Here is a 15,353-nt window from a genome sequence, read left to right on the forward strand (position 1 = left end):
ATGCGGATCATCGACAACGTCTCCGACCTCCTCGGCGACGACCTCAAATCTGAGATCAGCCGCGGATCGAAAGTGCGCATCGCCGCGTCGACCTTCTCGATCTTCGCGTTCGAAGCACTGCGCAAGGAACTCGAGCATGTCGAGGAACTCGAGTTCATCTTCACGTCACCATCGTTCAGCAACGGTCAGGCCACCGACAGGCTGCGAAAGGACCGTCGCGAGTTCTTCATTCCGCACGCCGAGTCATCGCTCTACGGCTCGGAGTTCGAGATTCGTCTCCGCAACAAGCTGACTCAGCGCGCGATCGCCCGCGAGTGCGCTGCCTGGGTGCGTGAGAAAGTCACCTTCCGCTCGAACGCCAGCGGCCACCAGATGCAACAGTTCGCCGTTGTCGACGAGGGTGCCGCATACATGCCGCTCCAGGGGTTCACCACTGCCGACCTTGGATACGAGCGCGGCAACGCAGTTTCCAACATGGTCACGAAGTTCGAAGGTGCTCCCGAGACGAGCAGCTTTCTGAACCTGTTCGACCAGATCTGGGCAAGCCCCGGCCAGCTGAATGATGTCACCCAAGCCGTGCACGACTACATCGCGAGCGTGTACGCCGAAAACTCTCCTGCGCGCATCTACTTCCTCATCCTCTACAACCTCTTCGCCGAGTTCCTCGACGACATCAGTGAGGACGTCCTGCCGAACGATCGCACGGGTTATCAGGACACCAAGGTCTGGCAGAGCCTGTACAACTTCCAGCGGGATGCCGTGACTGGCATCATCAACAAGCTCGAGACCTACAACGGATGCATCCTCGCCGACAGCGTCGGTCTTGGAAAGACATTCACCGCGCTGGCCGTCATCAAGTACTACGAACTCCGCAACAAGTCCGTCCTTGTCCTGGCTCCGAAGAAGCTCGCCGAGAACTGGACGAACTACAACGCCAATCTCACGACGAACATCTTCGCGAGCGACCGGTTCAACTACGACGTCCTCGCGCACACTGACCTCTCCCGCACCCGGGGTGAGTCGCTTGGCCTCCGGCTGGATCGCATCAACTGGGGCAACTACGACCTCGTCGTCATCGACGAATCGCACAACTTCCGCAACGCCGACTACGCCGAAGAGAAGGAGTCGCGTTACCAGCGCCTCATGCGGCAGGTCATCCGCGAGGGCGTGAAGACCAAGGTGCTGATGCTCTCTGCGACGCCGGTGAACAACCGGTTCAACGACCTCAAGAATCAGCTGCAGCTGGCCTACGAGGGTGAGAGCGACACCCTCGCCGCAAAGCTCACGCTCTCGACATCGGTGGAGCGGGTGTTCCGCGACGCCCAGACGGTGTTCAACGAGTGGTCGAAGCTCCCCGCAGACGAGCGCACCGCCGACCGCATTCTGCAGATGCTCGACTTCGACTTCTTCGAGCTGCTCGACGCCGTCACCATCGCACGGTCTCGCAAGCACATCCAGGCGTTCTACGACACGAGCGAGATCGGCGCCTTCCCGCGACGCCTGCCGCCGGCATCCATCCGCGAGCCACTCACCGACCTCGCGGTCGTCCCCTCGTTCAACGAGATCTTCGAACAACTGCAGGTGCTGACGCTTGGCGTTTATACGCCTCTCGCGTACGTGTTCCCGAGCCGCATCAGCAAGTACGAGGACCTCTACAACGTCACGACTGGCAGTGCTCGCTCGAATCTCGGCCAGCAGGGACGCGAAGAGGGCCTGAAGAAGCTCATGACCGTCAACCTGCTCAAGCGTCTCGAGAGTTCGGTCGAAGCCTTCCGCTTGACGCTGGCGAAGATCGAATCTGCCGTCGATAACACGCTCACTCGACTCAGCACCCACTCCGGCTCCCTCCCGGAAATCCGCGACATGGACGATCTCGAGTTCGACCTTGACGATGAGGATGATGCCAACGTCGAGGCACTGTCGTTCGGCGAGAAGATCCGCATCGACATCGACGACATCGACGTCGAATCGTGGCAGCGAGACCTCTGGCATGACCGCGAGACACTGCGCGAGCTCCTTGACGAGATGCGCAAGGTGACCCCGGCGCACGACCTCAAGCTGCGCAGGCTGCGGCACCTGGTCCAGCAGAAGGCAGAGCACCCCCTCAACCCGGAGAACCGCAAGGTGCTGATCTTCTCTGCCTTTGCCGACACCGCGAACTACCTCTACGGTGAGCTCGCACCGGCGCTCCAGCAGGCGGGGCTGGAAGGCGCCGTAATCACCGGCGGCAGCCACGGCGCGAAGTCGACGATCGGCACGGGCTTCGACTTCCAGCAGATCATGTCGATGTTCTCGCCGCGGTCCAAGCAGCGACATCTCACGATGCCTACAGAGACCCGCGACATCGATGTGCTAATCGGCACCGACGTCATCAGCGAGGGTCAGAACCTGCAGGACTGCGACTACCTCATCAACTACGACATCCACTGGAACCCGGTGCGGATCATTCAGCGGTTCGGACGTATCGACCGCATCGGGTCGACGAACGAGGTCATCCAGCTCGTCAACTTCTGGCCCGACATCTCGCTGGACGAGTACATCAACCTCAAGGAGCGGGTCGAGAACCGGATGGTGATCGCCGACCTCGCCGGCTCGGCCGACGACAACGTGCTCAATCCTGAGGATTCGGATGCCGCGTTCCGCAAGGAGCAGCTGCGCAAACTGCAGAACGAGAACATCGAACTCGAGGACGTTCGAGCCGGGGTCTCGATAACAGATCTCGGTCTCAACGACTTCCGCATGGACCTGCTCACGTATATGAACGAGTACGGCGACATTGCTAGTGCCCCGCGTGGGTTGCACGCCGTCATCCCCGCAGACCCTGCCGTAGGCCTCCTGCCGGGTGTGATCTTCGCCCTCAAGAACGTGAACGCTGACCCTTCCGCAAATCGCGGCAACCGGCTCCACCCGCATTACCTCGTCTACGTCGACGACGCGGGGAACGTCATCGCTGACCACACCGAAGCGAAGCGCCTCCTCGATCTCGTCCGTGCTGGCTCGCGCCCTCACGACGAACCCGTAGCCGACGTCACTCGCGTCTTCAACGAAGCTACCCACGAGGGCGCCGACATGAGCAAGTACTCCGCCCTTCTGACGGATGCCATCCACTCGATGATCGACCTCACCGAAGAGCGCGACATCGACAGCCTTTTCAGCGGTGGACACACCACCGCGCTCACACAGCAGATCGCGGGGCTCGACGACTTCGAGCTGATCGCTTTCATCGCCGTCGTCGACCCGGAGGATGCGGTGTGACCGACATCTTGTACCAGTGGCCGGCCGGTGCGCGCTTCGGAGCCCGCCTGCCGAAGGAGAAGTTCTACGAGCATGGTTCCGTCACGTCTGCTGCGCGCGAGAAGTTCGTCTCGGACGTGCAGCGCATCACCTGGACGCACAAGCTCGCCGAGGAAACGATCAATCTCCCAAGCACGACGGCGGTGCCAGAGATTGAGGTCTTTGAGCTCCTCGGCAAGGGCGACGATGTCGCCGACGTAGTGCTGATCTCCATCGATAAGGCTGTGCCTAACCCAATCATCTTCGAGATCGCTCGGGAGAGTTCTGGCCGCCGTGAAGTCCGCATGGTCGCCGCTCACAAGCCGCGCGGCACCGGAACACCCAAGGTGCCGGGATACTACTCGACACGGTGGATGCCAGCGGGTGCCGAGCGCTCCGCCTTGCCGACCGCGATCTCGTTGTCGACTCTCTACGCGGCGCTCCTCGCCCCGCTCACACCTATCGAGTTGCGCCCCGGCGAGGACGTATCTGAGATTGCCGAGAGGCTCGAAGTGGTGCGCCGGCTCCAGCGAGAAGTCGCTGGACTTGAACGCAAGATCCGCTCGGAGCCACAGCTCAATCGAAAGATGGAGCTGCGCCGAGTATTGAACGCGAAACAGGCAGAACTGGAAGAGCAGAGGTGACGATGGAGAAGCTGCGAATGACCTCCCCTGACCTCACCCAGGCGAACATCGACAAGCTCGCCGACCTCTTCCCGAGCGCCGTAACTGAGTCCGTTGATGAGAGTGGCGCACCTCGGCGCGCCATCGACTTCGACCTGCTCCGCCAGGAACTCTCCGACCACATCGTCGACGGACCGCAGGAGCGCTATCAGCTCGACTGGCCCGGCAAGCGCGCGGCGGCATTCGCCGCGAACGCGCCGATCGCGAAGACGTTACGGCCTGTGCGCGAGGAGTCTGTCGAGTTCGACAAGACGAAAAACCTCTTCATCGAAGGTGACAACCTCGAGGCCCTGAAGCTGCTGCAGGAGTCATACCTAGGCAAGGTCAAGCTGATCTATATCGACCCGCCGTACAACACCGGAAACGACTTCGTCTACGAAGACGACTTCGCCGAATCGACCGCCGAATACCTCGAGCGCTCTGGCCAGAAGTCGGAGAGCGGTGACCGCCTCGTCGCGAACACGGAAGCCAACGGCCGCTTCCACTCCGACTGGTTGAGCATGATGTACCCCCGACTGAAGCTGGCGCGGAGCCTGCTGACTGACGACGGGGTAATCATGGTCGCGATCGGCGATCACGAGCATGCGAATCTGCGATCGCTCCTCGACACGGTTTTTGGCTCCGACAACTTCCTTGCCGACGTCGTATGGCAGGGCTCGGGAAAGAACGACGCGAGGTTCACCGCGGGTGGGCTCGATTACATGCTCATCTACGCGCGTAGCAGGACGACGCTTGTTGGGCTCGATGTTCGATTCAAAGGCCCGAAGCGCGGATACCACGACGTCATGGAGGCGGGAAGCCGGGCCTGGGAAGAGTCGGGGCGCGACGCAGCTCGCGCAACAGCGCTCTATCGCGACTGGTGGAAGTCGAAACCTGATGTCGAGCCCGGTCTCAGGGCTTACAGCGAGATCGACGAGCTCGGACAAATCTTCACTCGCGACAATCTCGCAAGCCCAAACCCACGGGAAAATCTCAAGTACGAGGTGCTTCACCCTGTCACCCGTCAGCCCGTTCCTATGCATGAGTACGGATGGCGATTGTCACGCGAGGCTATGAAGGAGAGGGTCGCCCAGGGTCGAATCATTTTCGGCGCGGATCACACCACAACACCGCGGTTCAAGCGCCTCTTGAGCGATATGGACACGCAAGCCATACGGCCCGTGATTCAGCAGGAGCGCGCTCCGGCGAGCGATACGTTGACGAGGCTTCTCGGCGGCAAACTCTTCGATTACCCGAAGGACGTCGATGTCCTTCGCGTGTGGTTCGACGCCGTGACGTGCGCCGACAAGCGCGCGATTATCCTGGACTTCTTTGCTGGCTCGGGATCTACTGCGCACGCGGTCATGCGTCAAAATGCTGCCGACGGTGGAACGCGGCGATTCATCCTGGTTCAACTCGACGAGGCGGTGGCGCCTGGATCGCTGGCAGGCGAGCGCGGGTACGCAAATATCGCCGATGTCGCGCGTGAACGCCTGCGCCGCGCCGGTGCCGAAGAGAAGCACGGCGCTGGGCTCTCAGGCACCGGGGTAGATTTCGGCTTCCGGTCGCTTCACGTCGCAACAACCAACATCGCTGACACATTCGCAACCGCGCATGACCTTGTGCAGACCGCGCTCACGGAGTCTGTCGACAGTGTGAAGCCGAACCGTACCGATGAGGACCTGCTTTTCCAGGTGATACTCGACTGGGGGCTCGACCTCGCCGAATCGGTTGGGGTCGAGGTGGTTGCGGGTCATCGAGTCCTAACAGTTGCTGACGACGCGCTGATCGCGTGCTTCGCGAGCGAGGTGTCGGTCGACGTCGTCCGCGCAATAGCCGAGCGTAACCCGCTTCGCGCGGTCTTCAAGGACTCCGGCTTCACCTCTGACGCCGCGCGCATCAACGCCGAGCAGATCTTCCGCGAGATTTCACCCGAGACGGAACTGCGTACGATCTAGAGGAAGCACCCGTGTCACCCCACCCAACTGCGTCCTCCATCGTCTCATCCGAGGTTGGGAGGAGGCCTCAAGATCATGACAGCTGGCAATCAACTCAAAAGACGAGGCAAGCAGAACTGGAAGACCATGGAGAAGCTCCGAATGACATCCCCTGACCTCACCCAGGCGAACATCGACAAACTTGCTGAGCTCTTCCCGACCGTGATTACCGAATCGGTTGATGAGAGCGGCGCGCCCCGTCGGACCATCGACTTCGACTTGCTCCGTCAGGAACTCTCCGACCACATTGTCGAAGGGCCGCACGAGCGCTATCAACTCGACTGGCCCGGCAAGCGTGCCGCCGCCCTCGCCGCTAACGCGCCGATCGCGAAGACGCTGCGGCCCCTCCGCGAGGAGTCGGTCGACTTCGACACGACCAAGAACCTTTTCATCGAAGGTGACAACCTCGATGCACTCAAGCTCCTGCAAGAGTCGTACCTCGGCAAAGTCAAGCTGATCTATATCGACCCGCCCTACAACACGGGCAAGGACTTCGTTTACGAAGATGATTTCGCCGAGTCGAGCACGGACTACTTGCGGCGTTCCCGACAACGGTCAGAATCCGGTAACCGGCTAGTGGCAAACACGGAGTCGAACGGACGGTTTCATTCAGACTGGCTGAGCATGATGTATCCACGACTGAGGCTCGCCCGCAATCTACTCGCAGACGACGGTGTGATCTTCATATCGATCGACGACAACGAACTAGCGAATCTCGTCAAGCTTTGCTCGGACGTTTTTGGGCCCGATAATCATCTGGCGACGTTCATTTGGAAGAGCAAGTCCGGTGGTGCAAACGACAGCGGTGAAGTCGCAGTTGATCACGAGTATGTGGTCTGTTTCTCTCGAAGCAGGACGGGGGCTGCCCTCGGATTGGACCCAGACGCGGTCGCAACTACCTCGTACAACAACGAGGACGAGTTGGGAAAGTACTCACTGGAGCGCCTCGACAAGCAAAACCTTCAATACTCCCCGTCGCTGGATTACGACCTCATTGGGCCAGACGGAACTGTGCACCGGTTGGCACATAAGGATCCCGCGCGTCCCAACGCAATATGGCGATGGGCTAAGGAGAGGGCAGCCCGCGAGATCGATCAACTCGTGTTCAAGGACGGCAACGTTTACACCAAGAATTATCAGAAGCCTGGAGGAAAACCACGATCGATGCTCGTTGACGAGCGCTTCGGGCGAACCAGGACCGGTAGTACCGAAGTGCGAGAGCTCCTCGGGGGGAATTACTTTGACAACCCCAAGCCGACAAAATTGCTTTCGGCCATCACGGCGATCGCGACGACGAAAGACGCGATCGTACTGGACTTCTTCGCTGGGTCGGGCAGTCTCGGACATGCCGTCATGGCACTCAATGCAAGAGATGGCGGAACTCGTCGTTTCGTGCTCGTGCAGCTCCCAGAGCGCACGCCCGATGGTTCTGATGCGCGGAGCGCCGGCTTCGACACGATCGCAGAGGTGTCTCGCCGACGGCTCGCCCGGGCAGGGGAAGTGCTCACCAAAGAGCGCGTCGATCGACTCCGACCCGAGACTAGCCATCTAGACGTGGGGTTCCGCACACTCCGGGTGGACTCAACGAACATGGTTGACCTGCTTGACAGCCCCGATGATCTAGTTCAGGCCTCTCTCAATTCAGCGATCGCCAGCGTCAAGCCTGGGCGCACGGACGAAGATCTGCTCTTCCAGGTGCTTCTTGAATGGGGGCTCGATCTGTCGCTCTCGGTCACGCGTGAGTCCATGGACGGGGTCGAAGTGCTGGCGGTGGATAGCGACGCACTTGTCGCGTGTTTCTCCGACCAAGTCACACTCGAAGTTGTTGCCTCAATCGCCAGTCGGCATCCTCTGCGCGCAGTATTCAGAGATTCAGGCTTCGTAGACGATGCGGCGCGAATCAACGCCGAGCAACTGTTCCGGGAGATGTCCCCGATCTCTGAAGTGAGGTCGATCTAGTTGTCGTTGCAGTTTAACGCGGTGGCACAACCCGTCCTGGGCAACGTTTCTGATGTACTACAAGCCGCGCTGAGCGACCCTCGGTACAACACTCTTCGGGTGGCCGTGGCATACGTGACCTCATCCGGTGTGCGGGAAATTCAGGATGCTCTCGCCGGGTCGGACATGACGATCAGGTGGCTTTCTGCCTTCGACTGGTGCCGGTCGGAGCCAGCCGCTCTCGATGCGCTAGCTCAGAGATCAGCCTCGGAAGTCAGGATTCACGACGGCGTTCGCGTCGCTGGTCGACCAAGTTGCGTGCCGACCGTTTCGTTTCATCCCAAGACCTTTCTGTTCACTGGTCCAGCGGATGGTCTGCTTGTGGTGGGCTCGGCGAATCTGTCCCGCAACGGTCTGCGACACGGGGTTGAGTTTGACGCGTCCGTCTCAGTATCGGGAGCGGGAGCGCGAACCTCCGAGTGGCGGGCCATCGACCAGTCTCGGGAATGGTTCGACAACACTTGGGCGTCGGCCGACGCATATCAGGCACTAGCGAGTCGCTACAAAGTGAAGTACTCGGACCGGTCGCGTGAGACCGCAGTGCTGGAGTTTGGCGTCGCGGGGCTTCCGACCAGCCGCGGCTTTACGCCGCAGCAACTCGCGCTCATGGCAGGTGCTCAAAGCATGTGGATTGAGGCGGGCAACCTTACCGCAGCCGGCGCGCGTTCCCCGGGGCATCAGCTGATGATGCGACCCATGAGCCGCGTCTTCTTTGGATTCGGATCAGATCCAGTACCTCAAAAGACCCGCATCGGCGAGGTCGCGATTGACTTCGACGGTGCGCTAACGTCCGGTCTGTCTATCGAATTCGCACACAACTCGATGGACAGACTCAATCTTCCGGCCACGTCACCAAGAGGAGTCACCGCCTTCGACGGCAAGACTCTGAAATTCGAGAAAGCAGCCGTAGCCGGCGGCGTGGTGTTCAAGCTGAGCGTCGTGGGGGTCCCCGAGGAGAAACGGCTTAGGCGCGCTAGTTCGCGGCTGGGGATGACCTTCACAATGACCAGTGGCCGTTCGTTTGGATTCGTCTAGGGGAGACCCGGGAGCTATGAAGCTGAAGTTCAAGGTCCAGCAGTATCAGACCGAGGCTGTCGACGCCGTCGTCGACGTCTTCGCCGGACAGCCATTCGCTGACGGCGTGAAGTATCGCATCGACCCGGGGACAGACTTTGCGCCGACCCTTCTCGAGGATTCGGGCCTGCGAAACACCCCGATCACCATAAGCGGCCCGCAACTTCTGGAGAACGTACACGCCGTTCAGAAGGCGCGCGGCCTACCGCTTTCGAAGAGCTTAGTGACGTCGCCCGCTGCGCGACTCAATCTCGACATCGAGATGGAGACCGGCACCGGTAAGACGTATGTGTACATCAAGACGATAATGGAGCTGTACAAGCGGTACGGCTGGTCGAAGTACATCGTCGTCGTGCCGAGCATCGCCATCCGTGAAGGCGTAAAGAAGTCGTTTGACGTCACGGCGGAGCACTTCCAACAGCTCTACGGTACAAAGCCCCGCACCTTCGTGTATAACTCTTCGAGGTTGCACGAGCTCGAGCGGTTCTCGTCGGACGCCGGTGTGCAGGTGATGATCATCAACACCCAAGCCTTCAATGCGACCGGCAAAGACGCACGCCGCATCTATGAGGTGCTGGACGACTTCCAGTCACGCAAGCCCATCGATGTCATCGCCGCGAACCGGCCGATCCTGATCATCGACGAGCCACAGAAGATCGAGGGCGACGCCGGAAAGGCATCGAAATCGTTGACCGCGCTTGGGTTATTCAACGCTCTGTTCGCACTGCGCTACTCGGCCACCCACAAGATCGAACGCACTAAAGTTCACCGCCTCGACGCGCTGGATGCCTACAACAAGAAGCTCGTGAAGAAGATCGCGGTGCGCGGCATCACGGTGAAGAGCCTTCCCGGAAGCACGGCGTACCTCTATGTGGATGGCCTCGAGGTCGGCAAGGGGGCAGACTTCCCCAGGGCTCGCGTTGAGCTCTACGTGCAGCCCGCGGGAAGCGCGAGCCCCAAGCCGAAGACTTTTCGTCTTTCGAAGGGTTCCCGCCTCCATGACATCTCGAATGGCATCGAGGCCTACAAAGACCTCGTGGTCGTCGACGTCGACGCTAACCAGGACTTCATCGAGCTGTCGAACGGTGAGCGAGTCTTCGCCGGGCAAGCAACCAACGATCTCACCGATGAGGCCAAGCGCCGCATCCAGATCCGCGAAGTCATCCGTGCCCATCTCGACAAGGAGCGGGAGCTTTACGCGCAGGGGATCAAGGTGCTGTCGTTGTTCTTCATCGACGAAGTCGCCAAGTACCGTGACTACACACGCGACGATACCCTCGGCGCCTACGCGCGCGTCTTCGAGGAGGAGTACGAGAGTGTGGTCGCGGACCTCCTCGCCCAGATCGATGTTGATGAGGCTTCCGAGCGATTCCGTGCGCACCTGGAATCGATCCCAGTTGGCAAGACTCATCAGGGCTACTTCTCCATCGACAAGAAGACTGGGCACCAGGTCGATGGGTCGGTGAAGAAGACCGGCGAGAGCGCCGGCCAGTCCGACGACGTAACGGCGTATGACCTGATCTTGAAGAACAAGGAGCGACTGCTCTCGTTCGAAGAGCCCACGCGGTTCATCTGGTCGCACTCCGCGCTCCGCGAGGGATGGGACAACCCGAACGTCTTCGTCATGGGCATGCTCAAGAAGAGTGACAACACCACGACGCGCCGCCAAGAGATCGGCCGTGGTCTCCGGCTCTCGGTGGACCAGCACGGTGAGCGGATGGACAACGAGGCCACCGTGCACGACATCAACGAACTCACGGTCGTGACAGATGAGTCGTACACGGAGTTCGTCACTGCGCTACAGAAGGAGATCGTCGAGTCGCTCAGCGCCAGGCCTCGCAAGGCAAACCCGGAGTTCTTCGCGGGCAAGATCCTTGAGAGCCCGACAACAGGTGAGAAGGTCGCCATCACGGAGGACCAAGCGAAACAGTTGCAGTTCTGGCTCACGACGAATGGCTTCATCGACTACGAGCAGCACCTCACCGACAAGTGGATCAGCCGCGCTAATATCGAGATGCCGCCGATGCCTGCCGGGCTCGATGAGTACCACTATCAGGTCGCGGCGCTCATCGACTCGCTGCACCTCGACATTCCGGCGCCGACCGACGGGCGCAAGCCGAAGAAGGTTCCCCTCAACGAGACGAACTTCCACAAGCGGGAGTTCCAGGAGCTATGGGGGCGAATCAACCATAAGGCCGTGTACCAGGTGGAGTTCGACTCGACCGAGTTGATCGCGAAATGTATTCAGACGCTCGACAAGGCGCTGAAGGTGACAGTCATGCAGTACGTCGTGCAGAAGGGTGTGCAGCTCGCGGCGCTCGAAGCCGAACATCTCGAGGCCGGTGAAGGGTTTAAGGTCACGACAACCAAGGTCGAGGAGTCTGCTTTCTCATCAGGATCGACGGTGAAGTACGACCTACTCGGCGAGATCGCAGAGAAAACCCAGCTCACGCGGCGAACATGCGCCGCAATTCTCACCGGGATCAATCCCGCGACGTTCGCGAAGTTCAAGCAGAACCCCGAGCAGTTCATTACCGAGGCGGCGCGGCTTATCAACGAGCAGAAAGCCACCGTCATTGTCGAGCACCTCACCTACGACGCGCTGGATGACCGCTATGACTCATCGATCTTCACGGAGAACCAGACGGCGCAGGACCTCTCGAAGGCGGGCGACAAGCTACGCAAGAGCGTCTACGAATATGTGGTCACCGACTCAAAGGTGGAGCGGTCGTTCGTTACCGAGCTCGACGCCAGCGAAGAAGTCGTCGTCTACTCGAAACTGCCCCGCGGGTTTGTCATACCCACTCCTGTCGGCGACTACAACCCGGACTGGGCGATCGCGTTCCGCGAAGGCAGCGTCAAGCATGTGTACTTCGTCGCGGAGACCAAGGGCTCGATGTCAACGCTTCAGCTCAAGGGTGTCGAGGACGCCAAGATCGAGTGTGCGCGCAAGTTCTTCGCATCGCTGAACGACGGAGCGGAGGCATCCGGCGTGATTTACGACGTCGCCGATAGCTACGACTCGCTGCTTCAGCTCGTCCGGGCGTAGGTGCTGCCGAGTAGAGCGGGCAAGTGACGCGCCCAGACCCAACCCGCCTGCAACAGCAACAACGCCATCGCGACATCAGTAACGACGTGATCCCGGCCTCCAGACCGCCTACGCTCCGGCCAACCCGACAATGCACGCAGGCACCCACGGTGGGCGACGCCCTTTGAAACCGCTTGGCTACAGTTACCTGCAACGCACAAAAATCCCTGGATAACGGCGAAAACCTGGCCTACCCTGGCGGCATGCGCGGAGGTCTGGAGCGATGGAAGAGGGGTGTCGAATCCCATGGGGTTCGGCAGGCGATCTCGTACGCTCTCGAGGGCACGTGCGACGCCCACATGCCCGACCCGACGGGCGCCGATGCGCTCGAGGCGTACGGCGTGGCATCCGACTCAACCGTCTCTCGGTTCATCGTCGACAACGGCGTCATCACGACTGATCAACTCACGGCCGGGTGTCTTCGTGTCTGGCTTACCGGGCACGACCCGGTCACGGGGGAGGAGCGAGGCCACCAACGGCTGAGCCCGGATGCCGACCTGCTGCTCGACGGGACGCTCAATCATCCGAAGTCGTACAGCATTGCGGCGCTGCTGCACCCCGAGCTCGCGGACGAGTTCGAGGCGCTGCAAGACCGGCTGCGTGAGCGCATCCTGCTCACGTGGCAGACCGAGCTCAACGCACGGCGCGGGCATGGTGGTCTCCTCCGTGAGGAGATCACGCGCATCGAGGTCGTCGAGTTGCAGCATCGCCGATCCCGGGCGCTCGATCCGCATATCCACCGCCACCTGTGGCTGAACATCAAGGTGCTCGGCGCGGACGGCAAGTGGTCGAACCTCGACTCGCGCGTCGCGATGAAGCTGCACACGGTCATAAACGCCGAGGGTGAACTCGCCGCCCGCACAGATCCCGCGTGGGTCGCCGCGCTCGCGCGCCACGGGTACACACTCGACAACGCGGGCGAGATCGCTGAACTCGCCGGTGCCGTTCGCCCGCTCTCGCGCCGATCGGCGCAGATCGAGGCGAACCGTGCGCGTCTGATCGCGGAGTGGTCGGCGAGCCACGCCGGCTCGGCACCGAGCGCAGACGTGCTCCATCAGATCGACCGGCGCGCGTGGGCGGTAGCACGACCGAACAAGCCGGCCGACCTCGACCAAGCTTTGTGGGAGTCGCACGTCGGTGACGAAATCGCGGCGATCGATCCGAGCCTGCTCACCGCGCGTGGTCCGATTGCGGTCGCTGCAACCGACCTGCACGCCCTCGATCTGGAGCTGCTCGCTGCTGCGGCGCTCGTGGACGCGGACGAACGGTCCACATCTTGTGGCGGACGGTTCAGCACCTTCGACATCCGCGCCGGCGCAACGCGCACGCTCTCACGCACCGGCATCGTTGCGCCGCGCGATCAGCTCGATGGCGTGATCGCCGAGATCACGACGCGCGCCGCGAAGGCCGTCTTTCGGCTCGTTGCGGAGGTTCCGCCCGCGCACGTGAAGGCCTTCATGGCCACCGAGACGGTGCGAGCGAAGATTCGCCTCGCCGGACGCCTCGACGCGCTAGCCCAGCCGGGGCGATCGCTCCTGCCGAAGGAGTTGCATCGCTTTGCATCGAACGAGGACGCCTCGACGCTGGATGCTTCGCAAGGCGTTGCGGCGTGCGCGATCGCCGGGACCGACGGGCTCGTCACGGTCACCGGCCCCGCCGGCACAGGCAAGACGACAATGCTGCGTGTAGCGTTCGCAGCGCTCCGGGCGCAACGGCGGCGGATGCTCGTCGTCGCCCCGACCCGGAAAGCGGCGTCGGTGGCGTCTCGCGAGGTCGGGGCTGCGGCATCCAGCATTCATGCACTGCTCGCCGACCACGGCTACCGGTGGGGTGTCGATCGTGCCGGTACGAAGGTGTGGACTCGACTGCGCGTGGGGGAGGTCGATCCCAGCTCGGGTGTCGTATATGGCGGGCCTGCGCAGTACGTGTTGCGTTCTCGCGATCGAATCGTGGTCGATGAAGCGGGCATGGTCGATCTGCAGACTGCGAACGTCCTCGTCGACCTCGCGATCGAACAGGGGGTTGGGCTCGCGTTCGTCGGGGACCCGTACCAGGCGCTCCCGGTCGGGCATGCGGGTGCGATGGGTTCGGCGATTCGGCACGCAAATGCCGCGGTTGAACTCGATATGGTGCATCGGTTCCGTGATCCCGAGTACGCGGCGCTCACGCTGCGGCTGCGCAACCCGAGCGACCGCGAGCATGCGCTGGCGGTTGCCGCGGAGCTGGCGGAACGCGGTCACGTCGAGCGGGTCGATCATCACGATGCCGCGCGTGAGCGGATGATCGACGCGTACTTCGAGTGGCACGCGCGGGGCAAGCGGATGACGCTGGTTTCTGGTACCAACGCTGAGGCGGATGCCATCAACGACGCAATCCAGCAGCGTCGAGTCGATCACGGTGAGCTGGATCCCGGCATGGTCGCGTGGGGGATAGGGGAGCAACGCATCCTCGTCGGCGACGCCGTCCAGACCCGCCGCAACGACCGGGTTACGGGCGTCGAGAATCGGGCACAGTGGATCGTGCGCGGCATCCGCGAGGAGTTCGTCGATCTTGTCTCGATTGGCGACAGCGGCGAGCTACGGCGAGTGACTGCCGAGTATGCGCGGGAGCACCTGCAGCTCGCCTACGCGTCGACGGTGCATGGCGTGCAGGGCGACACCGCCGATGCCTCCGTGGTCGGACCGGACGTGGATGCGGCGGGCCTGTACGTCGGTCTGACTCGCGGGCGGGTGCACAACCTCGCGATCGTGGTCGCGCGGACCGATGCCGCCGCCCGTGACTGTCTCGCCGAGTCGATGCAGCGCGGCACACCGGAGCTGACGATGCAGGATGCCGTGCGCGCGGCTCAGGCGGAGATGCGGCGCGCGGCGCGGAACCGTGAGACGGCGATGTGGACGGGGCCGGTGGACAGGGCGCCAAATTTGGGGCGCGCGTTGGGGATGTAAAGGCGCTCGATTGGCGGGCGGGGCGACCACGGAGTCGGAACGATCAGCGACCGAGTTGCGGACACCGGGAGACTGTGAGTCGTGGGCCTCGACCGTGGAGCAGACGGTGCGCGGATCATTGGTTGTGCCGGGCCACGAACGCCGATACTCCGGGCTCGACATCGACACAGCCCGTCACTCTGCCGCTGAAGACGCGCGTCGCCGATGCCGAATCTCCAGTCATGGAACCGCGCGATAGTATTTGTCGGTGCGCAGTCCTGGTCGCAAGCGACCCAACCCTCATGCCCTCGACGTAGGCGTCGACTCGGGTGAGCTT

At 61.8% G+C, this 15,353-nt stretch carries 7 protein-coding genes; all 7 read left to right on the top strand.

The features are described from left to right. Positions 1–3,255, top strand: coding sequence for a helicase-related protein (locus tag BR85_RS02210; RefSeq protein ID WP_028495045.1), 3,255 nt, complete (start codon positions 1–3; stop codon positions 3,253–3,255). Beyond that, entirely contained in the window at positions 3,252–3,917 is a 666-nt protein-coding gene (locus BR85_RS02215) for a DUF4391 domain-containing protein (RefSeq protein WP_028495046.1), read from the top strand. The genes BR85_RS02210 and BR85_RS02215 overlap by 4 nt, the downstream gene beginning before the upstream one ends. Before the next feature lie 17 nt (positions 3,918–3,934). Further along, the gene (locus tag BR85_RS02220) at positions 3,935–5,893 is read left to right on the top strand and encodes a site-specific DNA-methyltransferase (RefSeq protein ID WP_231478551.1); all 1,959 of its coding nucleotides are present in this window, start codon (positions 3,935–3,937) and stop codon (positions 5,891–5,893) included. A 75-nt stretch (positions 5,894–5,968) separates the two neighbouring features. Continuing rightward, on the top strand, positions 5,969–7,891 hold the full coding sequence (locus tag BR85_RS02225) for a site-specific DNA-methyltransferase (RefSeq protein WP_197018578.1): 1,923 nt from the start codon (positions 5,969–5,971) through the stop codon (positions 7,889–7,891). Between the two features lie 105 nt (positions 7,892–7,996). Continuing rightward, positions 7,997–8,965: a hypothetical protein gene (locus BR85_RS15355; RefSeq protein WP_155947945.1), complete on the top strand. Its 969-nt coding sequence runs from the start codon at positions 7,997–7,999 to the stop codon at positions 8,963–8,965. Between the two features lie 16 nt (positions 8,966–8,981). Further along, positions 8,982–12,053 carry a type III restriction-modification system endonuclease gene (locus BR85_RS02235; RefSeq protein ID WP_028495050.1) on the top strand — a complete coding sequence of 1,024 codons (3,072 nt, stop codon included), beginning with the start codon at positions 8,982–8,984 and terminating at the stop codon, positions 12,051–12,053. A gap of 242 nt (positions 12,054–12,295) precedes the next feature. Continuing rightward, entirely contained in the window at positions 12,296–15,037 is a 2,742-nt protein-coding gene (locus BR85_RS02240) for an AAA family ATPase (protein ID WP_028495051.1), read from the top strand. Positions 15,038–15,353: the final 316 nt, after the last annotated feature.

This window comes from Microbacterium sp. UNCCL10, assembly GCF_000746195.1.
GTDB classification, from domain to species: Bacteria; Actinomycetota; Actinomycetes; order Actinomycetales; family Microbacteriaceae; genus Microbacterium; species Microbacterium saccharophilum.